Origin of the sequence: Pseudomonas caspiana, from assembly GCF_040224095.2 — a bacterium.
GTDB classification, from domain to species: Bacteria; Pseudomonadota; Gammaproteobacteria; order Pseudomonadales; family Pseudomonadaceae; genus Aquipseudomonas; species Aquipseudomonas caspiana.
This window is the reverse complement of record NZ_CP167995.1, coordinates 4381973-4408961: the sequence shown is the minus strand read 5'-3', so window position 1 is coordinate 4408961 and position 26989 is coordinate 4381973. Positions and strand designations below refer to the sequence as shown.

Below are 26989 nucleotides of genomic sequence, written 5' to 3'. Positions count from 1 at the left end.
GGAGCGGTTGCATGATTGCGGGCAGTATGGTGGCACTGGTCACACCCATGGATGCACAGGGACGTCTGGACTGGGACAGCCTGAGCAAACTGGTGGACTTCCACCTGCAAGAGGGCACCAACGCCATTGTTGCCGTTGGCACCACAGGTGAGTCGGCCACGCTCGATGTGAACGAACACATCGAAGTGATCCGCCGTGTGGTCGATCAGGTTGCAGGGCGTATTCCTGTTATCGCAGGTACGGGCGCAAACTCCACGCGTGAAGCGATCGAGCTGACCAACAACGCCAAGCGCGCTGGCGCCGACGCGTGCCTTCTGGTCACGCCGTATTACAACAAGCCGACTCAGGAAGGCTTGTATCAGCACTTCAAGGCTATCGCCGAAGCGGTAGACATCCCGCAGATCCTCTACAACGTGCCGGGCCGTACAGCCTGCGACATGCTGCCAGAGACTGTCGTGCGTCTGTCCACCGTGCCGAACATCATCGGCATCAAGGAAGCCACTGGCGACCTGCAACGCGCCAAGGACATTCTGGCCGGTGTCAGCAGCGACTTTCTGGTGTATTCCGGTGACGACGCAACGGCGGTCGAACTGATTCTGCTGGGCGGCAAGGGCAATATCTCCGTGACCGCCAACGTTGCACCGCGCGCCATGAGCGAGCTGTGTGCCGCGGCCATGCGCGGTGATGCCGAGACTGCGCGGGCGATCAATGAAAAACTCATGCCGCTCAACAAAACCCTGTTTATCGAATCCAACCCTATCCCCGTGAAATGGGCCCTGAATGAAATGGGTTTGATGCCGGACGGTATCCGTCTGCCGCTCACCTGGCTCAGCCAGGCCTGTCACGAACCGCTGCGTCAGGCCCTGCGCCAGTCCGGCGTTCTGGTTTAATTGAGGAAACAACACGCAATGAAGCGATTGGCCGGACTTTCCGCACTTGCCTTGATTATCTCCAGCACCAGCGGTTGCGGTTGGCTCTGGGGTGAAGATGGTTACTTCCGTGACCGTGGCAGCGATTACCTCGAAGCACAGCAAACTGCACCGATGCAAATCCCGCCGGGTGTCTCGGAAACCAAGCGTCTTGACCCACTGCTGCCGATCCCGCGCAACGTGGCGGACGACACCGTTAAAGGCGAATTCGTAGTACCTCGCCCGCAACCACTGTCGACCACCGCAGATGCCAGCGATTTCAGCCTGCAGAAGAGCGGCAATAACAGCTGGGTGCTTGCCCAGCGTGCGCCTGCCGAAGTCTGGCCTTTGGCGCATCAGTATTTCGAAGATAACGGTTTCCGTATTGCCGAAGATCGTCCGCAAACCGGTGAGTTCAGCACCACATGGCAGCGTCTGGATGAGCTCTCCGCTGCGGTCGCCAAGCGCCTGAGTGCCGGCGGCGCAGCCTCCGATGCAGAAACCCGCGTGCGGGTGCGTATCGAACCGGGCGTGCAGCGCAACACCAGTGAAGTCTACGTCGTCAGCGCTGAGCGCCCGGCAGGCAGCACTGCTGACGTGCCGTTCACCGATCGCGCCACTAACGTCGCACTCGATGCCGCATTGACCGATGACATGTTGGCCAGCCTGAGTCGCAGCTCTGCACAGGGCGGCTCCGTGTCGTTGCTGGCAGCGCGTGACTACGACACCCCAAGCCGTGTTGCCTTGAGCGAAGACGGCAGCGGTAACCCGGTTCTGAACGTCGGTTCGGATCTGGATCGCGCATGGTCAAGCGTCGGTCGTGCCCTGAATCAGGGTGAATGGCGCGTAGAAGACATCAACCGCAGTCTGGGTCTGTACTACATCAACCTGGCAGAGCGGGCTGATACGCCTGAGAACAAACCTGGCTTCTTCGGCCGCCTGTTCGGCAGCAAAGAAACCAAGGAAGAGATCGATGCCCGTGCCGAACGTTATCAAGTGCGTTTGAGCAAAGTGGGTGACAACGTTCAGGTTACCGTCGAGAAGAACATCAACACCGTCGCACCGGCAGACATTGCCCGTCGCGTACTGGGTGTCATTCAAGACAACCTGGGTTAAGTGCGTTTCGCAGTATTAGGCAGCGGCAGCCAAGGGAATGGCACGCTGGTAGCCAGTGGCAACACGCATGTGCTGGTAGATTGCGGTTTCTCCCTGCGGGAAACCGAACGACGATTGGCGCGGCTAGGACTTAGCGCGCATCAGTTGAGCGCGATTCTAGTGACCCACGAACATGCCGATCACGTGCATGGCGTGGGTTTGCTGTCTCGGCGCTACAATCTTCCGGTATACATGAGCAGTGGCACGGCGAGGGGGTTACGCAAGCCTGTTGAAGTCGCCGGTTATCTGGTGGGCGGACAGGATTTGCAATTGGGGGCGTTGAACATCCATGTGGTGTCCGTCGCTCACGATGCCCTTGAGCCGACGCAGTTTGTCTTCACCGACGGCACGCGTCGCTTTGGTCTGCTGACGGATCTGGGGTCGTACTGCCCGACGGTGCTGCAAAGCTACCACGGCCTGGACGCGCTGATGATCGAGTCCAACCACTGCCGTGACATGCTTGCCCGCGGTCATTACCCGTACTTCCTGAAGCAGCGGGTGGGTGGCAGCGAAGGACATTTGAACAACCACCAGGCCGCAAGCCTGGTGAACGAGTTGGGCTGGCAGGACCTGCAACATCTGGTACTGGCCCACCTCAGCAGCAAAAACAACCTGCCGCATCTGGCCCGGCAATGTTTCGTCGACACCCTCGGGTGCGATCCGGACTGGTTACAATTGGCCGATCAAGATTCAGGGCTCGACTGGCGACATATCGCCTAGCCCAACTACTTAGCAAGCGGAGCCCATCATGGAAAAACGTGAAGAACTCTACCGCGGCAAAGCCAAATCGGTTTACAAGACCGACGACGCTGACCGCTTGATCCTGCTGTTCCGTAACGACACTTCGGCGTTCGACGGCAAGCGTATCGAACAGCTGGACCGCAAAGGCATGGTGAACAACAAGTTCAACGCCTTCATCATGCAGAAGCTCGAAGCTGCGGGCATTCCGACCCAGTTCGACAAACTGCTGGCCGACAATGAAGTCCTGGTCAAAAAGCTCGACATGATCCCGGTCGAATGCGTCGTGCGTAACTACGCCGCCGGTAGTCTGGTCAAGCGCCTGGGCGTCGAAGAAGGCCTCAAGCTCAACCCATACACCTTCGAGCTGTTCCTGAAGGACGACGCCAAGGGCGACCCGTTCATCAACGAATCCCACGTGGTCGCATTCGGTTGGGGCACCGCCGAGCAACTGGCGCGCATGAAAGAACTGTCGCTCAAGGTCAACGACGTTCTGAGCAAACTGTTCGATGACGCCGGTCTGCTGCTGGTCGACTTCAAACTCGAATTCGGCGTGTTCAGCGACGGCTCTATCGTCCTGGGTGACGAATTCAGCCCGGACGGCTGCCGCCTGTGGGACAAGGACACCAAGAAGAAAATGGACAAGGACCGCTTCCGTCAGGGCCTCGGTGACGTCATCGAAGCCTACGAAGAAGTCGCCAACCGCCTGGGCGTACCGCTCTAAGACGGAAAAGTAACGCAAGCGCTTGATAGCACGAAAAAAAATCAGCAAAAGGTATCGCCTTCTGCGATTGAACTGTTATGATGCGCGCCGTTGGAGAGATGCCGGAGTGGCCGAACGGGACGGATTCGAAATCCGTTGTACTGGCGACAGTACCTAGGGTTCAAATCCCTATCTCTCCGCCATTACAAAAAAGCCTTTAAAATCAACATGTTATAGGCTTTGAGAAACCTCTTTTTGTAGCAGTCTTTTGTAGCAAAACTTCTAAAAGAATTTTTGCGAGACGGCTCAAAAAGGGGTTTTTTTTCGTCTGTCTTTTTTCTGCAGTGTTCCATTCTGTCTAGTCCCATTAACCGCCACCTCTGCGACGGCCTATGATGCGGAGCAGGGGGCTTACCCTTGTTGCTCATAGGAAGGGGCGAATGTGCGTTAAAAGCTGTAAGATCGCCTTATGGGTCGTTTAGTGAATCCGCTGTAAGTTGACTGCACCTTTCGATTGTCGCAGTGTCATGTCCTATTGCCATCCGATTGGCTTTAGGGCATAAAGGGTGTAGGCACCCCCTCCAAGCTTTAACTATGCAGTGCTACCTACTGCAATGATCGTTAATGTAAGGACATATGCTACTGTGAGTTACGCTGAGACTGACGATTCGTAATGTTATGGGTCTCGCGGGCATAAGGTAAATAGCGGGGGGTGCCGCTTCTTACTCAGGTAGCGTACAGGCCGGAGTCTGCTTTTGAAGCTACTGAATCCCCCAAATCGCTCAATCCATAAGCTTGATTCTCTCGATGTCCTTTGCAACCTTCTAGATGTGAAAAAAGGACAACTTCTGTTTATCTGCTACAAACGAGCAGATGAACGAAAATATAAATCCTTTGAGATTCCAAAGAAACGGGGTGGCCTCCGCAAGATTGACTCCCCTCAAAAAGGATTGAGGGTGATTCAGCATAAGCTTGCAGAGCTATTGACTGACAATATTGAGTTCAAGCCTTGTGTCCAAGGATTTATCAAAGAAAGAGGCATTCTTCAAAATGCCCTCCTTCACAAAAAATCGAATTGGGTCTTAAACGTAGATATTAAAGATTTCTTTGGTTCAATTAATTTCGGCCGCGTACGGGCGGTGTTCATTGCTAAACCTTTTGAAATTCACCCAGATGTTGCGACGGTAATAGCTCAAATTTGCTGCTTCAACAACTACCTGCCTCAAGGTGCGGCCACTTCTCCCGTTGTATCGAATATCGTAGCAAGCATTTTAGATAATCGAATCATCAAACATGTCCGTAGTCATCGTCTTATTTATTCAAGATATGCGGACGATATTACGCTTTCAGCAAAAAGAGTGTTTCCTCGAGGGATAGCTCATGTTAGCGACGGCCGAACTATAATTGGAGAAGATTTAGCTAGTATATTTTCGAGGGCCAGCTTTGAAATTAATGAAAAGAAAAATAGGCTTCAATCAAAGTATGACAGGCAAGAAGTTACTGGGTTGATTATAAACAAGAAGGTTAATATATCTGCTGAGTATAAGCATAAAGTTCGTACAGCTATTCACCACTGGATTCATGATCCGAAGGAAGCTGAGCGGAAATTTTACGTAGATATTCTCGGGATGAAACCTGAGGAAGTTGAACTTACTGATGATGGAAGAAAACTAAAACACAACATATATGGACGGTTGTCCTTTATTGCCATGGTAAAAGGACGTGACGACCCAACGTATGTAAAGCTAATTTTAAAAATGGCTGAGCATGACACATCCCCACCTAAGTTCTTAAAAGCTATAAAGGAAGAATACAAAATGTATGATGTTTTTCTCTGCCATGCGTCTGAAGATAAAAAGACAATCGTAGAGCCCCTATATGAGGCCTTAGAGAAAATAGGAGTCCATGCTTTTTATGATACGAAAGAAATTGGGTGGGGGGACTCACTTATTGAAACTATCAACAAAGCTCTAATCAAGTCTAAATATGTAATCGCGGTGATGACAGATAACTCTGTCGTAAAGGCGTGGCCGCAAAAAGAGATCAATGCTGTTCTAAATGGTGATATTTCAGGCGGAACAAAACGTTTACTTCCGCTGATTCATGGTGATAAGGATAAGATTTTGAATGATAACTTTTTGATGAGTGATAAATTGTATGTTACATGGGAAGATAATCCGGACGAAATTGCACAAAAGATTAAAGGAATGCTGTCTTCATAAAGGCATGCGTCTGCATGCAGGCGTATTATAAAATATCAGCGGTGCTTTTTATATGTGTATCATGTTGACTATTATTTAGTGAATGTGAGGGCTGAAAACTAGAAAAATGCTATTTCGGGTTGGCCTAAGAAATAAGATTTTCTAAGGATATCTATTGCTACAGAAAATGTAGTGCGTCACCATCGATTCTCAACCTTTTCCAAGGACCAGGATCAATGCGTTTACTCCCTACCTTCCTGGCTGCTTGCCTCTCTCTATCATTCGCTACGTGCAGCTACGTTGCTGATGATCAGCTTTTAAAACTAGATCCTAAAAGAGATAGTACCCACTACAAAGCTCAAATACTTGGTTTGATCAAGAAGTGCGTTCTTTAAAATTGAGGTTCCGCCTCTGAACGCGAAATGGGTGCTGGGTATAGCGGTTGTTTGATTTTTACTTATCAGTAGTTATTTCTCGAAATGTGGGGTCTTATTTGCTTAAGAGTTTCCATAAGGCTATTGCCTTCACTCTCCGCCAAGCAACTTAAAAAGTTTATGGAGGGGATGGTAGATGGACTCGGATGATTGGGGCCGGAGTGGGGAAACATTTTTTAAGTGAAAAAGTTTACTAAAATCGATTGGTTTAGCTCTCTCCACGTCAACACTTAAGCCAAGGGTATTTAACTTTCCCACGGGCTGAGCTGGCACAAGGCAAGCGAGCCAGTCAGATTCAAAGGCAGTTTAGCATGTCGTAGAGCTGGCTTGGCTTGCGCCCTGCCTTTGCCATGGGAATCGCTCAGGCGAATTTCAAGATTGTTTAAACCTATCTTCAAGCTGTCGGGTGGTCTGCCTCATAATGTTCTCGTCAGAGTTACGCAAAATTTTATAGAAAAAATCGGGTATCAACCAGTCGCTTTTCCGCTTGACATAGAGCTGGTCTTGAATCGCTTCTAGGGATTTGTAAGTTTCTGTATCGCTTTTATTCACTGTAGCATCATCGAGAGACTGCTCAAGGCATTCAAGCAATCGTTCCGAATTAGCGATTGACGCGTTATTTTCTTTTAGGGTGTTGTAGCCGTAGTCTAGGAGTGGTCCAAGAAGCGCAGTCAAATTTGTTACTATGGCTGAAGTGGAAAGATCGAACGCTAAGCATAATATTAGAGCGGTTGCAAAAATGATTACTCCAACAATCATGACGACATAGTTTATTTTCTGGCGAAGGCTCGCGTCCCAATACAGGGATGAGTTTTGGCAAATCAGGATCTGAAATTTATGCGGAACCAAATCGCTTTCAACGGCGTACCAATCTCGCAATTTAGCATCGGTGTGCTTGTTTAGATACCATTCCCCATGTTTAATTATGTCTTCGGTTCTTGGCTGCGTGCCAGCTAACGCGCTGTTCCATCCAAGGTTAAATATTCCTCTGTCGAATTTCTCTTGAATCTTTGCCGCCGTTTCTCTTGTGGAATCTATTTTTTCGCCAATAATAAGCTTGTCGATGGTCAAAACGATAATGGATGCTACTGCTAACCAGTTCGAGTAGTCACGCTGCTGAAAGCCAAAGTATTTCGAAAGTTCTTCTGAGTTCAGTCCTATGGATAGGAATGTTAAAGCTGTCATCATCACTATGTTGAGCATGACATAGCAATTGTTGTATTTTTTCGCAATAGAATACAATCTTCTAAAAGCAGCAATTTTCTGAATGTTTGGATGAGTATTCTGTTTTGCCTTGATGCCCATATCGTTACCCGTAGGTGGGGAATTCATTGCCGAAAATTTCACGCCATTTATTGATGGACCCTTTTAGGTCCTTTTCAGTCTCTAAGCGTCTTGCTTCCGTAGCTCTCTGATAGTCAAGTTTAGCCCGAGCGCTGATGCTCATTTTCTGTTCGAAGCTAAGCGTATTTAGATCGCCCTGAAAACCTTTCGGATCAGCTACAGTTTGATATACAGCCGTTGAAATGTGATTGAATATGCCCGGTAGTGACATGTCCACAAATTCTGTGCAGTCTGTGCGGTATTGGTAGAAATTTAAGATAATATTTTCTAATAGGTATGAACCCATCGTGTGCATCGTCGCACGGCTATTCCAATATTTTACCGTTCGAATTACGTTAAGGAGGTATCCTTTGTTCTGTTGGTTTATCGAAGCTGTTCGAGTTTTGTCGATGCGTGGATCGGCTTTTTTCCAATCACCATTACCATTTGGGATGATGTAAAAGTTTTTTCCGAACTGCTCGACGGTAATGAAGCATGGAACAATGTCGAATGACCAATCCTTGTTAACCAAATTTAGCAACACCACTTCCTGGCGCCTATTGATTTCAGCGCTGCGGTAATGATAAATATTTGCCAAGCTTGATTTGAATTTGTTTAGGGTTTTTATTGAGCTTATCGTTCGATTGTCGTCCTTTGTATACTGGTAGAGCCTGCTCGACGTGTCGGTGAGGGTAAGTGTGATGTTGTTTGGGTCGTAGTCGTTATACGTTGCCCCTTGCGCCATTAGGCAGAAAAACATATCTACGTCGTCAAGCGGTCTTTTCTTAGTTCGGCGTGAAAATGACCCATAATTAATGTCAGCGTCAGTATAAAGGTAAGGAAAATAATCGACCGTGGTTTGTAGACCTTGGATTCGGGTTCGTAGATTATCTCTGTCCAGTCGAGCAGCTTTCGTATCTTCGGGATCTAAGTTAACGGAATTTTGCAGAAATTCGTTAAAAGCAGTGATTACAGTGGTAGCCATGTAGCGTCCTTTTTGCAGAGTCCTTTGCCCCGATTGGATCACAAAACTCAGTCAGTAGCCATTAAAGCGCCATCTGCTGGTATGCGGGCTAGAGTGCCCTCCCTAAAGGGGCTGTCCCGCTGGCGGTGACCGCTAGAGGCAACTGAGCTTCACCAGTGTTCTGCTTCGTTCCGATTGGCGGGAAGCAGGCACGCGGGCTAGACCCTTCCTGACTGAAAACCGTTGTTTGCAAGAGGCAGTGGCGATGGCTAGCCGACCTCCAAAGCGGGTAGAGTAGGGGATTGATTTGGCCGTCCTTGGAACCCTTCTGAAAGCCCCTACTGTCTTGGGGCAACCGTGATGCTGACCTGACGCGGGCAGCCCTTGCGCCTTACCGTCTGTTTGAGCCGGTTGCAGGTCGGCATTTTCTCTGATCGTGCGCAGTAGCTTGATCAGGACCTGATGTTCTCGTCGATAGATTGCTTTTGTCATGGTGTTTATAAGGGCCGTGTTCTTAAGGCAGTAGCTTTTTGATTCATGATCATCCGCCATTAACCCACAGGCATATTCTCTAGCCGAGCCAGCAGCACATGCGGATCCGCATCTAGCCCCCGACACAAATCCATAAACTCAATCACATCCAGTCTTCGCTCCGCATTTTCGGTTTTTGATACGAAGGACTGTGGTCGCCCCAATTTCGTGGCTAGCTGTTTTTGGGTCAGGCCTGCTTCTACTCGCGCGTCCAGGAGAAGGGTCAGGAGGGATTGGTAGCGGGTGTTGTGGATGGTTTTCACTCAGATGTGCCGTTTGATGATCCGGCTACCTAATTAAACCTGAATTGGGATTATCCCAAAATGGGTTTTTGATTTATCATGCATGCAGTCATGGAAGCATTCACCTGAGCAAGAAGGAGTCATGCATGAGAAATAGATATTCACCTCGTGTGCAGCAAAAAAAGGGAAGTCTGGTTAGCACGCGAAAATCTTGTGGGTGTCGACAGCAGCGGAAAAACTATCGAGACATACCTACCCGGCTGCAAGTCGTCAGCTCCATGTACGCCTACCTCATGACCAGTTGGGATGAGCTACCCGACGAGAACAAACGTGCATTGGGGCTTCGACTTCGTTGTGGGCAGTGAAGGCGAGGAGGTAGCGCTTAATCATCTAGCGCGGCTTTTTATGGATTACGCAGATTTGTTATTTCGGCGGGCGCTGGTGGCTCGGCGTAGACGGTTGGGTGTTGATGAGTGAGTTGAGGTGATTGGCTGGGCGGGTGGAGGATGCTGTGGGTGTTCGGGTGGTTTCCGGTGTGGCTGATTCACTGCGTCGGCTTAATCGCGGGCAAGCCTCGCTCCCACAGGTTCTACGCCATCCCGAGGGAGTGTAGGAATCGTCCGATTTTCCCCTGATTGATAGTCGAAAGCGGGAAGATATGAATAACTGCCGCAGTCGCCAAATTGAATTGGCTGAAGATGAACCTGAATCCACCCGGGATAACGAGGGAAATCAGTTTCAGGGGCGCAGGCTTATATAGGCGCTCATTTCAGAGGAAACCATGCGGGAACGTGTCATGACTGAAACCGAGCTCGAAAAAACCAAAGCCGAGATCAACAGAATGTTAACCGAAGCACACAAGCTGGTTTTCGAGGCTGACAAGCTTGGCGCTGAAAAAACCAGGCTTAATGCTGAAGCTCGCAAAATGACTCGCGAAATCTTCTGGTATCCCGTCGCAATTGCCATCGGCATGATTGGCGCAGTGTCCACGGTAACGCTGTTGCTGGCCAGGCGCTTCAGCTAATCGCTTTTTGCTTGCATGCCCCGTCTGTTGGTCAGTACCGAATAGTTTCAACCCCTCAGCATCGCCCACCACCCTAACGCCTTCATAACTCGCCAGCGTCCCGTGCTGCGTCTCTATCTCATGTTGCGTCAGACGCCATGACGTTCTGCTCAGTGAGTCCATGTCCGCTCGGCAGCAATGATGGATCGATAGCGTGCCATCCATGCCGAACAGGAATGCCGAGTGCGTCGGTTGTTGAGTATGGTTACCTCGGGTTGGGATGCTGGTCTGGTTAAGAACGGTGGGTGACCAGCTTGATTCCGAGTGCATTTAATACTTTCAGCACTGTGTCAAAGCGCGGCTTTGCACCTGGAGCCAAAGCTTTGTACAGACTGGCTCTGCCAAGCCCTGAATCCTTGGCTATCTGAGCCATGCCACGTGCTTTTGCTACATGGCCCACGGCACGAATCAGTTCGTCAGTATCGCCATCAGCAAGAACCTGGGAGAGGTATTCGTTGATCGCCTCGTCGCTGTCAAGGATTGCTGCCATATCAAACGGCACTAGGGTAGTGGCCATTTATCAAACCTCCTTCGCCATTATTTTTGCCTGCCTTATATCACTCGGCTGAGTTGATTTATCGCCGCCGACCAGGAGCACGATGATCGTACGGTCCCGGGTAGTGAAATAGATTCTGTATCCTGCGCCGACATCTACGCGCATCTCGGACACTCCTTCGCCGACGGCTTTCACGTCTCCCAGATTACCTGCCGATACGCGCTCAATACGTCGCGCTATAGCGATCCTGGCCCGTATGTCGCGCAAGCCTGCGTGCCAATGGGTGAAGATTTGTGTCTGCTGTATTGTGTACGTCACTGCCAAGTGTATCCGACTGGAGACAAGGTTTCGTCTTTTTTTAAGTTGGCGATATTCGCGCAGGCGAGTTCATTCGAGCTCGGATTCGGCTATTTATCGAGGAGGATGGCTGGACGAAATATCACAACGGGTCAGAGAGCTTAGGCTTGCAACCTGTATCGCGTGCGGTAGATACCTACCGCGCTTGGTCTCATGGAGTCGATGCTGGAGAGGTTGCTGATGAGTTTTTCTGGTATTCCATGGCAGCCGCCGCTGGAATTTTTTACACGATCGCGACGATTACTATCTTGGTAGTCAGGCTGTTGAGCGCGGGCTGTCTTCCTGCTTTAAACCCGCATCAATCCCAATCCCTCAGCATCAACCACCACCGTCACCCCTTCATAACTCTCCAGCATCCCATGCTGCGTCTCCATCTCATGCTCATGCGTCGCGGTTATCACCACCACACTCGCACCCGCTGCTTCAGCCGCCGCAATGCCTGCAGGCGCATCTTCGAATACCAGACAGTCTTTCGGATCAACACCCAGTCGTTTAGCCGCAAGCAGGAAGCAGTCCGGGGCGGGTTTACCTTGGCTGACGTCTTCGGCGGTAACAATGTTGATCGGTAATTTCAGGCCGGCAGCTTTCAGGCGGGCTTCAGCCAAAGCGCGTGGGGCGGAGGTGACGATAGCCCAGCGTTCGGGTGGAAGCGAGGCAAGGAGGCGGGCGGCGTCGGCGACTTCTATGACGCCTTCTACATCGTCTATTTCTGCTTGTGAAATGACTTCGGCTTCCAGCTCCGGGTTAACGCCGGGCAGGTTGAGGTTGCGGATGGTATCGATGCAGCGCACGCCGTGGATGGTAGGCAGGAAGGTTTTTACGTCCAGGCCGTGGCGCTCGGCCCAGTGAGTCCAGACCCGCTCGGCAGCGACAATGGAGTTGAGCAGCGTGCCGTCCATGTCGAACAGGAATGCCGAGAAGCGTCGGTTGTTGAGCATGGGTTACCTCTTTGAAGTGGGGAAGATACGCGCGATTTTGTAGGAGCTGCCGAAGGCTGCGAAATACGGTGTGTCAGGAAAAACGCCTTCGCAGCCTTCGGCAGCTCCTACAGTGGTCAACATATTCCGTGACAATTCCGAGTCTGCCCAGCAGTAGCAGGGGATACGAACCTGATTTTTTGCCATCCTTTCGCCATGTAGTAGCGGCAAATTGTCGCAACACGATTTTGCGCGAGTAAGATACGCACCTTGATTTCACAACCCCGATTTTTCGGGGCTGGCCCTGATGCGCTCTTTTGAGATTCCGGGTTGCCAGCCTCGGTTGTACGGATTGAATACGAGTAGACAAGAAAAGGCGATCACTGAAAATGACCAAGACTTCGCGACCTTTATATATTTCCTATGCCGGCCCTTCGCTGCTGGAAATGCCCCTGCTGAACAAAGGCAGTGCTTTTACCCCGCAAGAGCGGGTCGAATTCAATCTGATCGGGCTGCTGCCGCAAAACGTAGAGACGATCGAAGAGCAAGTCACGCGGGTTTACAGCCAGTACCAGCAATGTGCGAGCGATCTGGACAAGCATATTTATCTGCGTTCGATCCAAGACAACAACGAAACGTTGTTCTTCCGCCTGCTTGATTCCCATCTCGATGAAATGCTGCCGATCATCTACACGCCGACGGTGGGGCAGGCCTGTCAGGAGTTTTCCAAGATCTACCGCACCCACCGTGGTCTGTTCATTTCCTATCCGGATCGCGACCGTATCGACGACATTCTGCGTAGCGCCACCAAGGATCGGATCAAGATCATCGTGGTGACTGACAGCGAGCGAATTCTTGGTCTGGGTGACCAGGGCATTGGTGGTATGGGCATTCCAATTGGCAAACTGTCGCTGTACACCGCGTGCGGCGGGGTCAGCCCGGCTTACACGTTGCCGATCGTGCTGGACGTTGGCACCAACAATCAGGAGTTGCTCGACGACCCAATGTACATGGGCTGGCGCAACAAGCGGGTGACCGGTAAGGAGTACGAAGACTTCATTGCGCTGTTCATCGAAGCCGTTCAACGTCGCTGGCCGGACGTGTTGCTGCAGTTCGAAGACTTCGCTCAGACCAACGCCATGCCGTTGCTGGACAAGTATCGCGACAAACTGTGCTGCTTCAACGACGACATTCAGGGCACCGCATCGGTAGCGGTGGGGACTTTGCTCGCGGCCTGTAAAGCCAAGAACGAAACCCTCGGTCAGCAGCGCGTGGTGTTCCTCGGCGCAGGTTCGGCGGGTTGCGGGATTGCCGAGCACATCATCGCCGCGATGGTGATTGAAGGCCTGACGGAAGCAGAAGCACGCAAGCGAGTGATGATGGTTGATCGCTTCGGCCTGCTGACCGACAGCATGGACAACCTGCTGGACTTCCAGAAGAACCTGGCACAGAAGGCTGGCGACGTGGCGGGCTGGTCGAGCGGTTCGGGCTACCCTGAGCTGCTGGACGTGGTGACTAACGGCAAGCCGACGGTGTTGATCGGCGTGTCCGGTCAGCGTGGTCTGTTCACCGAGCAGATCATTCGCGAGATGCACAAACACTGCGCCAAGCCGCTGGTTATGCCGCTGTCCAACCCGACGTCGAAAGTGGAAGTCACGCCGCAGGAAGTTCTGACCTGGACCAACGGTGATGCGCTGGTGGCCACCGGTAGTCCATTTGCGCCAGTGACTGTGGGTGATCGCACGTTCCATATCGCGCAGTGCAATAACTCCTACATCTTCCCGGGCATTGGTCTGGGTGTGATCGCGGCAAAAGCCACGCGGATTTCCGACAAGATGCTGATGGCCGCTTCCAATGCGTTGGCCGAGTGCTCGCCGATGGTGACGGGTAAGGGCGACGCGGTGTTGCCGCCGCTGAAGGAGATCCAGGAAGTCAGTAAGAAGATTGCCTTGGCTGTCGCGAAGCAGGCTCAGGCTGATGGTGTGGCGCTGGAAACTACTGAAGAGTTTCTGGTTGAGGCAATCCAGCGCAACTTCTGGCAGCCGAAATACCGGGCATACCGTCGCAGCGCGGTTTGATTGCGCACTGACAAGCTGAGCGAAAGCCGCGACAGGCAAACCTGTCGCGGCTTTTTTATGGGTTTAGACTTGGCTCATGTGGCGCTTTTATGCACGATCTTTTTTGCGTCACGCGTGACCTGTAGGAGCTGCCGAAGGCTGCGAAGGCGTTCTATCTGATAGATCGCTTTCGCAGCCTTCGGCAGCTCCTACAGGTCGGGCGTTTTTTCACTCATAACCGGCATAGCACAGGAGAGATGTGTTGGAAGGATTCAACGAAACAAGCGCCGAACAGATCAGCGCCTTCAACGCCGCCCTGAAAAACCTGTTGCAGACCAAACCTGCGAAACCCTCCACCGGCGAGCCGTTGTATTTCAAAATCTTGCCAACACCTCTGGGCGCCATGCTTGCCATGGCGGAAAAACGCGGGCTGGTAATGCTCGAATTCCTCGATCGGCCGATCCTGATGCGCGAAGTCGAAGAGCTGCGCAGTCGTTTCGGCTATCTGATCGGTGCGGGCGATACGCCGCATCTGCTACAGATTGAAGACGAGTTGAAACGCTACTTCGACGGCACGTTGACCCGCTTTGAAGTCCCGCTGCATACGCCGGGTAGTATTTTTCAGAATCAAGTGTGGGAAGCGTTACGTCAGGTGCCTTACGGCACCACCTGCACCTACGGCGAAATCGCGCTGTTGCTGGGTAAGCCGGGAGGCAGTCGTGCGGTTGGCCTTGCCAATGGCAGCAATCGCATGTCCATCGTTTTGCCGTGTCACCGAGTCATCGGTGCGGATGGCTCGCTCACCGGTTATGGCGGTGGCAAGCATCGCAAGGAATTCCTGTTGCGGCTGGAGCGCGTAAAACTGCAAATCGACGAGCAGGGCCAGTTAGGATTCTGAAGGTCGAAGCGCTGGCCCGATGAACGGTCGTTTTTTACCCACAATAGCCGTCAATCCAAGATGAAGATGTTCAACACTTGTAGGACAGATGCGCGGTAATTGCCGACGGCGATATATACTGCGCGCCATTCTTCAAGGGAGAGCCGTGTGGCCATCGATATTCACTGGATTCGCGACGACGACAGCCTCGCCCTGCATTGCGCACAATGGCAGTCACTACCCTTTGTTGCCCTCGATACCGAATTTATGCGGGTCGACACTTTTTACCCTATCGCGGCCCTGCTGCAGATCGGTGACGGCACCAGCGCGTGGTTGATTGACCCGCTGCTGATCAATGACTGGCGGCCGTTGTCGGCGCTGCTGGAGAACCCTGACGTCATCAAAGTGGTTCATGCGTGCAGCGAAGACCTGGAAGTATTGCTGCGCCTGACGGGCAGCCTGCCTGCGCCGCTGTTCGACACTCAACTGGCGGCCGCTTACCTGAATCTGGGTTTCTCCATGGGCTACTCACGCCTGGTTCAGGATGTCCTGAATATCGACCTGCCGAAGGGCGAGACCCGTTCGGACTGGCTGCAGCGTCCGCTGTCCGAGACACAGATCAGCTATGCCGCCGAAGACGCGGTGCATCTGGCCGAGCTTTACGGCATTTTGCGTCCGCGCCTGTCTGACGAAAAATACACGTGGTTACTGGAAGATGGCGCCGAGCTGGTCGCCAATCTGCGTCGTGATGTAGACCCGTACGAGGTTTACCGCGAGGCCAAACTGGCCTGGAAGCTTTCCCGTGCTCAGTTGGCAGTTCTGCGTGAACTGTGTGCCTGGCGTGAGCGTGAGGCGCGTGCCCGTAATGTGCCGCGCAACCGTATCGTGCGCGAGCATTCGCTGTGGCCGCTGGCCAGGACTCAGCCGGACAGTCTGGCTGCGCTGGCAAAGATTGATGATATGCACCCCAAGACCGTGCGTCAGGATGGCGAGTATCTGCTCAACCTGATCAAGACAGCCAGCAGCCTGCCGCCCGATCAATGGCCGCCAGCATTGCCTGAGCCTTTGCCGATCGAGGCCGCGGCCGTGATCAAGACGCTCCGTGCAGTGGGCCAGCGTTATGCCGAACAGCTGGACATGGCGCCAGAGCTGATGTTGCGCAAAAAGACCCTGGAAGCCCTGCTCAAAAGCGGTTTTCCGAACGGTCCCTATCAATTACCCGATTCACTGCGTGGCTGGCGCCGTGAATTGATGGGCCAGGCGCTGCTCGACAGCCTGGCCAATGCAGGAGAACAGCAGTGAAGCGCATTTGCTCGATTTATCGCAGCACCAAAAGAAATGAAATGTACCTGTACGTGCTCAAGAGCGATGAGCTCAAGCGCGTTCCGCCTGAGTTGATGGTTGCATTCGGCAAACCGTTTCATGCGTTCGACCTGGTATTGAGTCCGGAGCGCACGCTGTCTCGCGAAGACATCAATCAGGTGTTGGAGAACCTCGACACCCAGGGCTATCACCTGCAGATGCCGCCGGCAGAAGACGAGTACATCGAGCACCTGCCCGAAGAGTTGCTGCGTCGTAACGACCCGATGTGAACCGTTACTGCTACCCGTGAGCCGAAGTTATAAAGATCGGTACCGGTCAGTGCGCCGCTAATTGATGCGGGCACGGCCGGTCATCGGTCGCATGTCTAGTTTTTAAGGTTTTGAAACCATGCGCGTTCTGATCGCTGAACACGATTACCCTGTCTATACCCAACTGCTGCGCAAGGCTGCGCCGGAACTGGAAATCCTCAGCACGGGCGACTCCGCCGAGCTGTCCAGGTTTGCCACTGACTGCCCGGTATGGCTTGGCCAGCCGGACCTGTTGGCTAACCTGCTGCGTCAGGGACACAAACCCGCATGGATGCAATCGACCTGGGCGGGCATTACGCCGCTGCTGGTCGAAGGCCTTACCCGAGATTACCGTTTGACCCGTGCCGTGGGCATCTTTGGCCAGGTGATGGCCGAGTTTGTCCTGACGTACATGCTGGGGCACGAGCGCGAAGTGCTGGCGCGTCTGGTCAGCCAGGTCGAGCGTAAATGGGACAACCGCACTGGCCACAGCCTCGCAGGTCGCAAGGCACTGATCGTTGGCGCAGGTGATATCGGTCTGAGCGTAGCGCAGTTTCTGGTGCCGTTTGGTGTGCAGGTTTATGGCATCGCATCGAGCGCCCGTACTCAGGCGCCGTTCGTTGAAGTCGGTGCCATGGAAGATCTGGATCGGCTGGTGGGGGAGGTGGATTACGTCATCAACCTGCTGCCGAATACGCCGCAAACTCACGATCTGTTCAATGCGAAGCTATTCGCCAAATTCAAGCCTACGGGTTTGTTCATGAACGTCGGGCGTGGTGTGGCGGTAGTCGATGCCGATCTGGTGGAAGCGCTCAAGGAAGGGCATCTGGCGGGCGCGGTCATCGATGTTTGCCGACAGGAGCCATTGCCGCAGCGCCATCCGTTCTGGACCGCCTGGGGCCTGTTGCTGACAGGGCATAGCTCGGCGCCAACCTCGCCAGTGGCGATGGTCGGGCTGTTTCTTGAGAATCTCAAGGCCTACGAGGCAGGTGAGCAACTGCGCGGGGAAGTGGATTTCTCGCGGGGTTATTGAAACGGTCGCTTGCCAATAGACCTGTAGGAGCTGCCGAAGGCTGCGATCACGTTATGTCTGGATGAACGCTTCGCAGCCTTCGGCAGCTCCTACAGAAAATACATTTCAATTCACTGGTTTTGCGTGTTGTTCGATAAGAGCCAAAAAGTTGGCTCTTATCGGGCATTCGCCCGCGGTTACAGGCTGAAATCACCCTCAGCCGCCAACTGCGCCACGGTCTGACGCGGGCTTGGCACTTCGCGGCCTTGCAAGTATTCAGGCAAGGTCGACTTGTCGCCCAGTTTGCCGATCGCGACCGCTGCGTGCAGCGCGTAACCTTCCGGAATATTCAACTCTTTGCGGGTCAGCTCCTGATCGAAACCGGCCATGCCGTGAGTGTGCCAGCCGCTCAGGCTTGCTTGCAGGGCCAGGTAGCCCCAGGCGGAACCGGTGTCGAAGGTGTGCCACAGCGCCGGGCTTTCTTCGGTGGCGCCGGGAGCGGTGAAGGTGGTCTTGGAGATCACGATCACGAGCGCCGAGGCGTGCTGTGCCCAGTTGCGGTTGAACTCGTTCAGCAGGCCCAGATAGCGCTCCCAGTTTGGGGTATCGCGACGCGCATACAGAAAACGCCAAGGCTGCGAGTTATAAGCCGAAGGCGCCCAGCGAGCGGCTTCGAAGAAGCTCAGCAGGGTTTCTTCAGGGATGCTCTCGCCGCTAAAAGCGCGTGGCGACCAGCGTTCGGTGAATTGTGGATCGATAGGGTGATCGGCGATGCGAGGGTTTGTGCTCATGAGAATCCTGAAAGGCAAGGATGGAAGAACGCTCAAGCGGTGGGCCGTTGACGGCAAGCATCGCGGATGTCTTACAGCGGATGTTGGTAAATCAGCGGACTAAAGCTACTGCGCCGTCCGTCCGATGACAAGTATTGCGTACCGACAGTCGACCACACTTGGCCCACAGGGCTTGTCGCACTAGACTGGCCGCCTTTTTCCTACCTGATGCTGATAGCCCGAACCCATGGCCGCTAAAGTCGAACCTTTCTGGATCCGCAAGACCCTCGCCCAACTGGACAATGCTGAGTGGGAGTCGCTGTGTGATGGCTGTGGCCTGTGCTGCCTGCAAAAGCTTGAGGACGAGGACGACAACAGCGTCTATTACACGCGCATCGCCTGCAAACTATTGGATCTGAAAACCTGTCAGTGCACCGATTATCCGAATCGCCGTGCCTCGGTACCGGACTGCATCCAGCTCACGCCGGGTCAGGCTGACGAATTCAAATGGCTGCCACCGACTTGTGGTTATCGTCTGGTCAGCGAAGGCAAAGACTTGCCGCTTTGGCATCATCTGGTGTGCGGTGATCGGGAGGCGGTACATAAAGAACGCATTTCCCAGTCTGGCCGTATGGTCAGCGAGAACAGCGTGCCTGAGGATGATTGGGAGGATTACCTGATTTTTCGGGCGGGGTGAATTATTGCGCGCATCGGTAGAAGGCAACTTGTTGGCGAGGCGGTGTATCAGTCACTGCTTCTCGCGAACAAGTTCGCTCCTACCGGTGCAATGTGTTCTTACAGCCCGTTTTTAGGCTTGGTCAGCGCTTCCAGACCTTCGGTCAGCGCATCTTCAGTAGCGACTTCAGCCTTGGTCTTCAGCAGGCTCAGCTCATCACCGGCACGTTTGATGCGCGATTTGGCGATGTCCAGATCGCTGCGGCTTTTCTCGACCAGGCTTTTCGCCGAGCAGTGGCCTGTGATGCCGCGCGCCAGAACTGCGCCGCCAATGGCCAGTTGAATCAGGCCGAAGAAACCGCCTCGACGCAGGCCCTTGCCCATCATCAATACGCCGCCTGCCAGCGAGCCAACACGCTCCCAGCCTTGAACGTTCTGCTGTGGTCTGCCTTCGATGGCGTCGTCAATGCGTTCTACGATCGGGGTATCGCTCATGATCTTGCTCCATGATGGGATGATTTCGGTTCAGTAAGAACTGACTGTTGCCTTCCGAAACTGTTCAATCCATTTCACCCAGCTGTTACGAATCAGCCTGTTCCCGACCGAATTGCGGACCCGAGCGGGTGTTCACGCCCTTCGCCATACGATCGTAGAGCACGACGTTGACGGTCGCGGCCAGGTTCATGCAGCCCTGCGTCGGGATGTAGACGACGTCTTCACACCAGTCGCGAATCTCTTTGTCCAGTGACCCGTCTTCGGGGCCGAAGATGTACAGCGCACGATCCGGGTGAGTGTATTCGGGCAGGGCGCGGGCACCGTCTACCAGTTCGACCGCAACCGGAATGCAGCCTAGTGGCAAGATACTTTTCAGGTCTTCGATGCCAATCAGCGGGATGTCCTGATGGATCTTCTTGGTGTCGGTGACGAAGTCCCGGGCGCGCTCATAGCGTTTACCGGTGTAGAACACCGAAGCCACCCCGTAACAACCCGCCGCACGCATCACGGAACCGACGTTTTCCGGAGACTTGGGATTGAACAGGCCGATGCAGGCATAGCGTTTGTTTGCCACGGAGAGGTGCTCGCTGGGAAAAGCGGGCGAGTATACGGGCTTTAGGCGTTTCTTGTGGCGCGGCCTTCTGACGCTGAGATCTGAATTTGAAACGCGATCCTGTGGGAGCGGTGCTTGCCCGCGATGCATGTGTCGCAGTTCGCAGGCCGACCGCATTATCGTTTATCGTCGGAATGCCGCCCAGACCAAGCACCGCTCCCACAGGTTTTTGTATTTGCAGCAGGACCGCGCGCGGTCACTCGTCTTTCTTCATCAACCCTGCCAACGCCGCGAACGGGTTGTGCGTCGCCTTGGCAGCTTTCGGGCTGCTGGTGGAGCTTTCGGAGAAGTATTGCTGGTCGGTATAGCGCGAGTGTTCGTTGTCGTGGCAGTACAGGCAGAGCAATTCCCAGTTGGAGCCGTCCTGAGGATTGTTGTCGTGGTTGTGGTCGCGGTGGTGCACGGTCAGTTCGCTCAGGCGCTTGCCGGCGAATTCACGGGCGCAGCGACCGCAAACGTGCGGGTACATGCGCAGCGCCTTGTCGCGATAACCCATCTCGCGGTCGCGCTGGGCGTCGGCCAGGATGCGATCCAGCTTGGCGGTGTGGGAGGGTGGGTTGGCCGTGCTCATGGGATCACCTGTATCGGATTCGGTCGGTGGAACAATAGTGAATGCGCCAAGTCTAGCGCGTCGCGACGGGTTCAGCCTTTGAGTTTTTCGGCGATCCAGATGGTGTGCCGCGTGCCTTTGTTGCCGTGGGCGAAGACTTGCACTTCTTCAGCCTTGAAACCGGCCTTGCGCAGCTTGTCGGAAAACTTCTGATCAGCACTGGCTGACCACACCGCCAGAATGCCTTTGGGGCGCAGGGCTTGCGCACAGGCTGCCAGTCCACCGGAAGAATACAACCAGCTGTTGGATTTCTGAGTCAGGCCTTCGGGGCCGTTGTCCACGTCGAGCATGATCGCATCGAAGCCATGAGGCTCGCTTTTCAGAACTTGAGCGACGTCTTGCACGATCACGCTGGCGCGTGGGTCCAGCAGCGGATTACCAGACTTCTCGCCCAGTGGGCCGCGATTCCACTCGACCACACCGGGTACCAGTTCAGCGACAACCACTTCGCCATTTTTGCCCAGATGCTTGAGCGCCGAGGCCAGGGTGAAGCCCATGCCAAGGCCGCCGATCAAAACCCGAGGTTGCGCCCGGGAGGCGACTTTCTTGCAAGGGATCTCCGCCAAGGCGTCTTCAGAGCCGTGCATGCGGGTGTTCATCAACTGGCCGCCATCGCCGCCCTGAATCTTGATCACGAAGTCTTCGCCGTATTCGAACAGGCACAAAGCCCCGCCGTTGTCGGGAATGGCGGTGGTGTCGAGTAGCACGAAACGTTTCATTGAGGACTCATTCAGAGAGAGATTTTTGACCATATGTTGTCGTCCAGGAGTAGGCTGAACGCACAACAATTGTTTGGCACCGGAGGCCATTGATGAAGCGCGCTATTCTACCGGCGATTTTCCTGTCTGCGCTCTGGGTAAATGTCGGGCAGGCAGATAATCAGTCAGCAGCATCGATCCCTGCATCGGGTTCGCCGGGCACCGCTACACCGACGCCGTATCCCCAAGTGGTTCCACCGGGGCCAGCGCTCATAAACGGTACACAGGGTAATGGGCCATTGCTGCCCAAAGTTGAATTGCCACAACCACCCAAGGGACAACCGGTGCCAGGGCAGGACCAGAATGCCCCGACGCCGATGCCGCCTCGACCTAAATAAACCCCGCGGGTACCGTGCTGATGAAGGACCTGTTGGAGCGAGGCTTGCCCGCGAACCAGGCGACGCGGTGGGTCAGAACACCGCGTTATCGTTCTTCGCGGGCAAGGCTTGCTCCAACAGAGTGCTCTGGGACCGTTAAATCCAGACATTGCGGTCTTTTCAATAAAAGCCGCTAAACCTGCTGCGCAAGCAACTGGCCATCAACCATACGCAAGCGTTTGGATAGAGATGTGGCCAGCGCACGGATTATCTTCGCTGCAACCCTCGGCGCTTCGTCGAGCATTTTCTCCAGCGCGTCCCGGCCCAGATTCAGCAACTGGCAATCAGTTGCTGCAATACAACTGGCCGAGCGGCGTTCGCCATCCAGTACCGCCATTTCGCCAAATGCCCGGCCACGACGTAAAACGGCGATTTCCACCGTCTGGCCTTCCGGGTTCAGCTTCTGTACCGAAACGGTGCCCAAATGGATGATGCTCATGAATGAGCCTGGATCGCCTTCGCTGAAAATCGCTTCGCCTTTGCCAATCGAGGCCATGTTGAAGTAGCCCGCAGCGGTCTGGAAATCAGCAGGCAGCAGTGGGTCGAACAGCCCACAGTCCATCAGCATGTCGCGAATTTCGTTATTCAGGTGTGATGGTTGTTCTGCCATGGTTGAGTCTTGTTTTTGGCCAATCGACGGTATTGACGGTTTTTGAGAAAGGGCCGGACGCTACCACATCCGACCCCGCAGCTACTAAGACATGGATTTCAAAGCGAGTTCATTGGTTGAGCTGCAATACCTTGAAGATAAAGCCGTATTCGAGCGCTACGTCACGCAATCCTTGATAGCGACCGCTCATGCCGCCGTGGCCCGCGCCCAGTTCGGTCTTGAGCAGCAGCAGGTGATCGTCAGTCTTGTGCGCCCGCAGTTTGGCCACCCACTTGGCCGCTTCCCAATACTGCACCCGGCTGTCGTTGTAGCCCGCGATCACCAGCATGGCCGGGTAATGCTGGGCGCTGACGTTTTCATACGGCGCATAGGCTTTGATTCGCTCATAGACCTCCGGCTCCTGCGGGTTGCCCCACTCGTCGTACTCGGTGACGGTCAGCGGCAGGTCGGGATCGAGCATGGTGTTGAGCACGTCGACGAAGGGCACTTCGGCAATCGCGGCCTTGAACAGCTCGGGACGCTTGTTGACGACTGCGCCAATCAGCAGGCCACCAGCGCTGCCGCCACTGATCACCAGTTGTTCGGCGCTGGTGCGCTTCTCCGCGATCAAATGCTCAGCACAACTGATGAAGTCGTCAAAGGTGTTTTGCTTGTGTTCCTGCTTGCCGTTGCGATACCAGGCTTCACCCAGCTCGCCGCCGCCGCGTACGTGGGCGATGGCAAACGCCACGCCTCGATCCAGCAAGCTAAGTCGGGCATGGGAAAACCATGGGTCGAGGCTTTCGCCGTAAGCACCATAGCCATACAGGTAAAGCGGTGTTGGCTGATCGGCCAGTTCGCGTTTGACCACCAGGCTGATCGGCACTTGCGTACCGTCCTTGGCGGTGGCCCACAAACGCTGGCTGACGTAGGCGTCGGCATCGAACGTGCCGAGCACGGGGGTTTCCTTGAGGACTGATTGCTCGCCGCTGGCCAGCGTCAGTTGCCGCACCTGGGCCGGGCGATTCAATGATTGATAGCGCAGGCGGATTTTATCGCTGTTGAATTCCAGCGTGTCCTGCACGTACAGGCTGTACGCGGCGTCCGGCAATTGCACACGATAGGCCGGCAGGCCTTGCGGGCGCACTTCGATGATCGGCAAGCCTCCTTCGCGCAAGCTGAGGGTCAGGCCCTTGGCGTTGAGGCTCAGGCCTTCAAGCATCACCGTGTCGCTGTGCGGGACCAGCACCTGCCAGTCATTGCGGGTCGGCACGCCAGTGGCTTTTTGCTGAGCCTGATACAGCGCAAAGTTGATGCCGTCCTGATTGCTGCGAATCAGCCAGCTCCACACGCCGTCCACCTGACCGTGGTCGATGGAGTACTCATGGCCTTCAACCCGTGGTGCCATGCACACGAATGCGTGTTGGGGCTGATCGGCATCCAGCACCCAGGCTTCGCTGGTGGTTTTGCTGTCGAGCCCGAGAATCAGCTGTTTTTCCGAACTGCTGCGATAGCAATGCAGGAAAAAACGCCCGTCAGGCTCACTGAATACCAGATCGGCTGTGTCATCACCCAGGCGATGACGATACAGTTTGTGCGGCCGATGGGTGTCGTCCAGCTCGCCGAAAAACAGCGTCTGACTGTCGTTGGCCCACGTCATGCTGCCGTCGCAGTCTTCAAACGGCAGGCTGCTGACCTGACCGCTGCTCAGTTCTTTGACGTAAAGCTGGTAGACCTCTTCGCCGGTGGTGTCCAGGCTGTAGGCCAGACGCTGGTGGTCCGGGCTGATGCTGAACGCACCAAGGGAAAAGAAGCCGCCCCCCGCCAGTACATTGGGGTCGAGCAAGACTTCTTCCTGGCTTTCGTCGATGCTCAACGAGTCGTCCGCCGGACGCGGGCAACGATAATGCCGTGCGTACTCGTCGCCCTCGGTGGTGCGGGTGTAGTACAGATACGGCCCCCAAGGCGAGGGCAGCGACAGGTCGGTTTCCAGAATGCGGCCTTTGATTTCCTGAAACAGCGTCTCGCGCAGTTCTTCCTGATCCGCCAGCTGGGTCTGTTGCCAGGCGTTTTCCGCCTTGAGGTAGTCGAGCACTTCCTCAGTGTCGCGGTTTTGCAGCCAGGCGTAGGGATCTGCACCCTCGGCTTTACGGGCGACGGGTGCGTTTGCTGCTGAATTCGATAAGGTCATGCAGGGCTCTCTCGTGGAGGCGCCTGGCGCAAGCGGCTGAAATCAAAACCGCTGCGCCGGACTAATACTCAACCCGGACAAGCCGGGTTGGTGAAAAGCCGTTATCATAAGCGCCTCTTTACCTGCCTTACCACGGATGTCATGACCGAGAACGACTATACGATCGCCTGGGGGCTCTACGCATTTGCCGCGTTGGGCTGTCTGCTGGTTTGGTTTCTGGCGACCCGCTGGATGTGGCGTTACCTGCGCGAGCCGCTGGTGGTCATCGTTGCGGTGCTGCTGTTTACGCCGACCATGATCGACGCCACCAAAGAAATTTATGCGCCTGCCGTCGCCATTACCGCTCTGGACCTGTTGTTCAAGGTGGGCAGTAACGTCTGGAACGCGCTGTCAGATCTGGCCATGTACGGCATGATCGCCCTGGTGGTTTATGTGCTGTTCGCGCTGATTCGCTGGCCGCTGGAAAAAAGCTGGAAAGCCCGCCATCCGGAAAAACCGGTCCAGCCTGAAACCGCGACTGACGCCGAAGACGAAGATGAGCCGTTCTCCGGCACTGATCGCTATGCGCGCAAACCAGCGGCCCCCACGGTCAATACCAGCAGCCGTTCGCGGGTTGAACCTCGCCTTTAATGCTTCCCTTGGCGCTTGTGTCGCCATGCTGCTGAACGTTTGCAATCGAGAACCCGAGCATGTGTGAACTACTGGGCATGAGCGCCAATGTCCCGACTGACATCGTTTTCAGTTTCACCGGCCTGATACAGCGGGGCGGGCGCACCGGCCCGCATCGTGACGGCTGGGGTATCGGCTTTTACGAAGGACGTGGCTTGCGTCTGTTTCAGGACCCCGCCGCCAGCAGCGAGTCGGAAATCGCCCAGCTGGTGCAACGCTATCCCATCAAGAGTGAAGTGGTGATCGGCCATATCCGTCAGGCCAATGTCGGTCGCGTGTGTCTGTCCAATACCCATCCGTTTGTGCGAGAACTCTGGGGTCGTAACTGGTGTTTTGCCCATAACGGTCAATTGGCGGATTTCGATCCCTTGGCGACGTTCTATCGCCCGGTGGGTGACACCGACAGCGAAGCGGCATTCTGCGATTTGCTGAACCGCGTGCGCGAAGCGTTCCCTGAGCCGGTAGAAGTCGAAGAACTGCTGCCGTCATTGGTCGAGGCGTGCAGCCACTATCGCAGCAAGGGTGTATTCAACTGCCTGCTCAGTGATGGCGACTGGCTGTTTTGCTTTTGCAGTACCAAACTGGCACATATCACCCGTCGCGCTCCCTTTGGCCCGGCACGCTTGAAAGATGTCGACGTCATCGTCGACTTTCAGGCCGAAACCACACCCAATGATGTTGTGACGGTGATTGCTACCGAGCCGTTGACCGAGAACGAAAACTGGAACCGCTACGAGCCTGGTCAGTGGGCGTTGTGGCGGCGCGGGGAGTGTGTGGCAAGCGGTAATACCTGATTTTTGGGGACTCTGTTTTGTGTGGGAGCTGGTTTGGTCTGGGCCGCATCCGGACGATAAGGTCACTGCGATCTAAATAAATCGTATCCAGCCTCATCGCGGGCAAGTCCGGCTCCCACAAAGGGCGATGCATTCCAAATCCGATAGATGTGCCTGATTTGAGAGGGATCTAAATGCTGCGAAGTTATCTGCGATTAGTCTTGTTCACGGCGGGCTTGCTGTTCGGGGTTCAGATACCGGGTTTCATCAGCGACTATGGAAAACGGGTCGAAGCGCATCTGCTTGAGGCGCAGCAGAGCGTTCGAGGCTATAACGCGACCGCGCAGCAGTTCTTCAAAGGTGATGTGCAGGCACTGATTCAGCACTATCGCAACAGCGAAGACCCGGTCTTTCGGGCTGACGCCGACACCATCAACACCTTGTTGACCCGTACTCAGGTCCTGCAGCGTGAATGGCTGGCGATGCAAGGCCCTTGGTATTCCCGAGCGATCCATGTCGCCGTGGCCGCTGATGCCGATATCCGCAGCGAAACCTGGAACGGCTACACCTGGCAGGTGCTGCTGGCGCCCGATGTCATTGCCTGGGGCATCATCAGCGCATTGTTGCTGGCGTTTTTGATCGAGAGCTTCTTCCTGATGATCAACTGGGTCGTCAACGGCGGTCGTCGCAAGCCGCGGCTGGAGCGGGACTGGCGCTGATAGCGACATGTCTCATGCTCCGGGAACGGCACAATCACCAGCGGGAGCGAATACGGTGGTTCAGGCGCAGAAGATGTATTGAATGTACATGCCTCTTCGCGAGTGAATTCGCTCCTACTGATGCAAGTTCAATGCTGGGTCCGATGCTCAATCAGTTTTTCT

At 54.6% G+C, this 26989-nt stretch carries 29 protein-coding genes and 1 tRNA gene; 17 read left to right on the top strand and 13 right to left on the bottom strand.

Annotated elements, in window-relative coordinates; genetic code table 11:
• Nucleotides 1–11 precede the first annotated feature (11 nt).
• The 6 genes from dapA (at nt 12) to ABRP31_RS19885 (ending at nt 5726) form a co-directional block, all read left to right on the top strand.
• Nucleotides 12–890: a 4-hydroxy-tetrahydrodipicolinate synthase gene (gene dapA / locus ABRP31_RS19910; protein ID WP_087265303.1), complete on the top strand. Its 879-nt coding sequence runs from the start codon at nt 12–14 to the stop codon at nt 888–890.
• An 18-nt stretch (nt 891–908) separates the two neighbouring features.
• Nucleotides 909–2024, top strand: coding sequence for an outer membrane protein assembly factor BamC (gene bamC / locus ABRP31_RS19905; RefSeq protein WP_349970215.1), 1116 nt, complete (start codon nt 909–911; stop codon nt 2022–2024).
• The gene (locus ABRP31_RS19900; RefSeq protein ID WP_349970214.1) at nt 2025–2783 is read left to right on the top strand and encodes an MBL fold metallo-hydrolase; all 759 of its coding nucleotides are present in this window, start codon (nt 2025–2027) and stop codon (nt 2781–2783) included. It begins immediately after the preceding gene.
• A gap of 28 nt (nt 2784–2811) precedes the next feature.
• Nucleotides 2812–3525, top strand: a complete 714-nt coding sequence (gene purC, locus ABRP31_RS19895; protein WP_087265306.1) for a phosphoribosylaminoimidazolesuccinocarboxamide synthase — start codon at nt 2812–2814, stop codon at nt 3523–3525.
• A 92-nt stretch (nt 3526–3617) separates the two neighbouring features.
• Nucleotides 3618–3707 (top strand) — tRNA-Ser (locus ABRP31_RS19890).
• A 552-nt stretch (nt 3708–4259) separates the two neighbouring features.
• Nucleotides 4260–5726 (top strand): TIR domain-containing anti-phage reverse transcriptase, encoded by a 1467-nt coding sequence (locus ABRP31_RS19885; protein ID WP_349970212.1) that lies wholly within the window; start codon nt 4260–4262, stop codon nt 5724–5726.
• Nucleotides 5727–6511: 785 nt separating this feature from the next.
• Here ABRP31_RS19885 and ABRP31_RS19880 read toward each other — a convergent pair.
• From ABRP31_RS19880 to ABRP31_RS19870, 3 genes are all read right to left on the bottom strand, one after another.
• On the bottom strand, nt 6512–7444 hold the full coding sequence (locus ABRP31_RS19880; RefSeq protein WP_349970210.1) for an S-4TM family putative pore-forming effector: 933 nt from the start codon (nt 7442–7444) through the stop codon (nt 6512–6514).
• A 4-nt stretch (nt 7445–7448) separates the two neighbouring features.
• The gene (locus tag ABRP31_RS19875) at nt 7449–8447 is read right to left on the bottom strand and encodes a hypothetical protein (RefSeq protein ID WP_349970208.1); all 999 of its coding nucleotides are present in this window, start codon (nt 8445–8447) and stop codon (nt 7449–7451) included.
• Nucleotides 8448–8977: 530 nt separating this feature from the next.
• On the bottom strand, nt 8978–9220 hold the full coding sequence (locus tag ABRP31_RS19870) for a helix-turn-helix transcriptional regulator (RefSeq protein WP_349970206.1): 243 nt from the start codon (nt 9218–9220) through the stop codon (nt 8978–8980).
• An 820-nt stretch (nt 9221–10040) separates the two neighbouring features.
• Between ABRP31_RS19870 and ABRP31_RS19865 the strand changes: the two genes are divergently transcribed.
• Nucleotides 10041–10223 (top strand): hypothetical protein, encoded by a 183-nt coding sequence (locus ABRP31_RS19865; RefSeq protein ID WP_349970483.1) that lies wholly within the window; start codon nt 10041–10043, stop codon nt 10221–10223.
• A gap of 271 nt (nt 10224–10494) precedes the next feature.
• On the opposite strand, the gene ABRP31_RS19860 is transcribed toward ABRP31_RS19865, so the two are convergent.
• From ABRP31_RS19860 to ABRP31_RS19850, 3 genes are all read right to left on the bottom strand, one after another.
• Entirely contained in the window at nt 10495–10779 is a 285-nt protein-coding gene (locus ABRP31_RS19860) for an addiction module antidote protein (protein ID WP_349970204.1), read from the bottom strand.
• A gap of 3 nt (nt 10780–10782) precedes the next feature.
• Nucleotides 10783–11076: a type II toxin-antitoxin system RelE/ParE family toxin gene (locus tag ABRP31_RS19855; protein WP_349970482.1), complete on the bottom strand. Its 294-nt coding sequence runs from the start codon at nt 11074–11076 to the stop codon at nt 10783–10785.
• Between the two features lie 326 nt (nt 11077–11402).
• A complete protein-coding gene (locus ABRP31_RS19850) occupies nt 11403–12053 on the bottom strand; it encodes an HAD-IA family hydrolase (protein WP_349970203.1) in 651 nt (216 codons plus the stop codon).
• A gap of 368 nt (nt 12054–12421) precedes the next feature.
• Between ABRP31_RS19850 and ABRP31_RS19845 the strand changes: the two genes are divergently transcribed.
• From ABRP31_RS19845 to ABRP31_RS19825, 5 genes are all read left to right on the top strand, one after another.
• Nucleotides 12422–14110: an NAD-dependent malic enzyme gene (locus tag ABRP31_RS19845; RefSeq protein ID WP_349970202.1), complete on the top strand. Its 1689-nt coding sequence runs from the start codon at nt 12422–12424 to the stop codon at nt 14108–14110.
• A gap of 241 nt (nt 14111–14351) precedes the next feature.
• On the top strand, nt 14352–14987 hold the full coding sequence (locus ABRP31_RS19840) for a methylated-DNA--[protein]-cysteine S-methyltransferase (protein ID WP_372488932.1): 636 nt from the start codon (nt 14352–14354) through the stop codon (nt 14985–14987).
• Between the two features lie 147 nt (nt 14988–15134).
• Nucleotides 15135–16268 carry a ribonuclease D gene (gene rnd / locus ABRP31_RS19835; protein ID WP_087265369.1) on the top strand — a complete coding sequence of 378 codons (1134 nt, stop codon included), beginning with the start codon at nt 15135–15137 and terminating at the stop codon, nt 16266–16268.
• Nucleotides 16265–16558 (top strand): YcgL domain-containing protein, encoded by a 294-nt coding sequence (locus ABRP31_RS19830; RefSeq protein ID WP_349970201.1) that lies wholly within the window; start codon nt 16265–16267, stop codon nt 16556–16558. Before rnd ends, ABRP31_RS19830 begins: the two co-directional genes overlap by 4 nt.
• 118 nt (nt 16559–16676) lie before the next feature.
• Nucleotides 16677–17609, top strand: a complete 933-nt coding sequence (locus ABRP31_RS19825; protein ID WP_087265371.1) for a D-2-hydroxyacid dehydrogenase — start codon at nt 16677–16679, stop codon at nt 17607–17609.
• 176 nt (nt 17610–17785) lie between these two features.
• On the opposite strand, the gene ABRP31_RS19820 is transcribed toward ABRP31_RS19825, so the two are convergent.
• Nucleotides 17786–18379 carry a nitroreductase family protein gene (locus ABRP31_RS19820; RefSeq protein ID WP_087265372.1) on the bottom strand — a complete coding sequence of 198 codons (594 nt, stop codon included), beginning with the start codon at nt 18377–18379 and terminating at the stop codon, nt 17786–17788.
• 226 nt (nt 18380–18605) lie between these two features.
• On the opposite strand from ABRP31_RS19820, the gene ABRP31_RS19815 reads away from it, so the two are divergent.
• The gene (locus tag ABRP31_RS19815; RefSeq protein ID WP_087265373.1) at nt 18606–19055 is read left to right on the top strand and encodes a YcgN family cysteine cluster protein; all 450 of its coding nucleotides are present in this window, start codon (nt 18606–18608) and stop codon (nt 19053–19055) included.
• Nucleotides 19056–19153: 98 nt separating this feature from the next.
• Here ABRP31_RS19815 and ABRP31_RS19810 read toward each other — a convergent pair whose 3' ends face one another.
• The 4 genes from ABRP31_RS19810 to ABRP31_RS19795 form a co-directional block, all read right to left on the bottom strand.
• Nucleotides 19154–19528: a DUF2892 domain-containing protein gene (locus ABRP31_RS19810; protein ID WP_087265374.1), complete on the bottom strand. Its 375-nt coding sequence runs from the start codon at nt 19526–19528 to the stop codon at nt 19154–19156.
• Nucleotides 19529–19613: 85 nt separating this feature from the next.
• On the bottom strand, nt 19614–20102 hold the full coding sequence (locus ABRP31_RS19805) for an RNA methyltransferase (RefSeq protein ID WP_087265375.1): 489 nt from the start codon (nt 20100–20102) through the stop codon (nt 19614–19616).
• A 235-nt stretch (nt 20103–20337) separates the two neighbouring features.
• Nucleotides 20338–20712 (bottom strand): YajD family HNH nuclease, encoded by a 375-nt coding sequence (locus tag ABRP31_RS19800; RefSeq protein WP_087265376.1) that lies wholly within the window; start codon nt 20710–20712, stop codon nt 20338–20340.
• Nucleotides 20713–20783: 71 nt separating this feature from the next.
• Nucleotides 20784–21470 (bottom strand): spermidine synthase, encoded by a 687-nt coding sequence (locus ABRP31_RS19795; protein WP_087265377.1) that lies wholly within the window; start codon nt 21468–21470, stop codon nt 20784–20786.
• A gap of 92 nt (nt 21471–21562) precedes the next feature.
• Between ABRP31_RS19795 and ABRP31_RS19790 the strand changes: the two genes are divergently transcribed.
• The gene (locus ABRP31_RS19790) at nt 21563–21847 is read left to right on the top strand and encodes a hypothetical protein (protein ID WP_349970199.1); all 285 of its coding nucleotides are present in this window, start codon (nt 21563–21565) and stop codon (nt 21845–21847) included.
• 172 nt (nt 21848–22019) lie between these two features.
• Here ABRP31_RS19790 and ABRP31_RS19785 read toward each other — a convergent pair whose 3' ends face one another.
• Both ABRP31_RS19785 and ABRP31_RS19780 read right to left on the bottom strand, forming a co-directional pair.
• Entirely contained in the window at nt 22020–22496 is a 477-nt protein-coding gene (locus ABRP31_RS19785) for a cyclic nucleotide-binding domain-containing protein (RefSeq protein ID WP_087265379.1), read from the bottom strand.
• Between the two features lie 109 nt (nt 22497–22605).
• Nucleotides 22606–24666, bottom strand: coding sequence for a S9 family peptidase (locus ABRP31_RS19780; protein ID WP_349970197.1), 2061 nt, complete (start codon nt 24664–24666; stop codon nt 22606–22608).
• Between the two features lie 141 nt (nt 24667–24807).
• Between ABRP31_RS19780 and ABRP31_RS19775 the strand changes: the two genes are divergently transcribed.
• The 3 genes from ABRP31_RS19775 (at nt 24808) to ABRP31_RS19765 (ending at nt 26827) form a co-directional block, all read left to right on the top strand.
• Nucleotides 24808–25296 (top strand): MFS transporter, encoded by a 489-nt coding sequence (locus ABRP31_RS19775; protein ID WP_087265381.1) that lies wholly within the window; start codon nt 24808–24810, stop codon nt 25294–25296.
• A gap of 59 nt (nt 25297–25355) precedes the next feature.
• A complete protein-coding gene (locus ABRP31_RS19770) occupies nt 25356–26129 on the top strand; it encodes a class II glutamine amidotransferase (protein ID WP_349970194.1) in 774 nt (257 codons plus the stop codon).
• A 173-nt stretch (nt 26130–26302) separates the two neighbouring features.
• On the top strand, nt 26303–26827 hold the full coding sequence (locus tag ABRP31_RS19765) for a DUF2937 family protein (protein ID WP_087265383.1): 525 nt from the start codon (nt 26303–26305) through the stop codon (nt 26825–26827).
• Nucleotides 26828–26989: the final 162 nt, after the last annotated feature.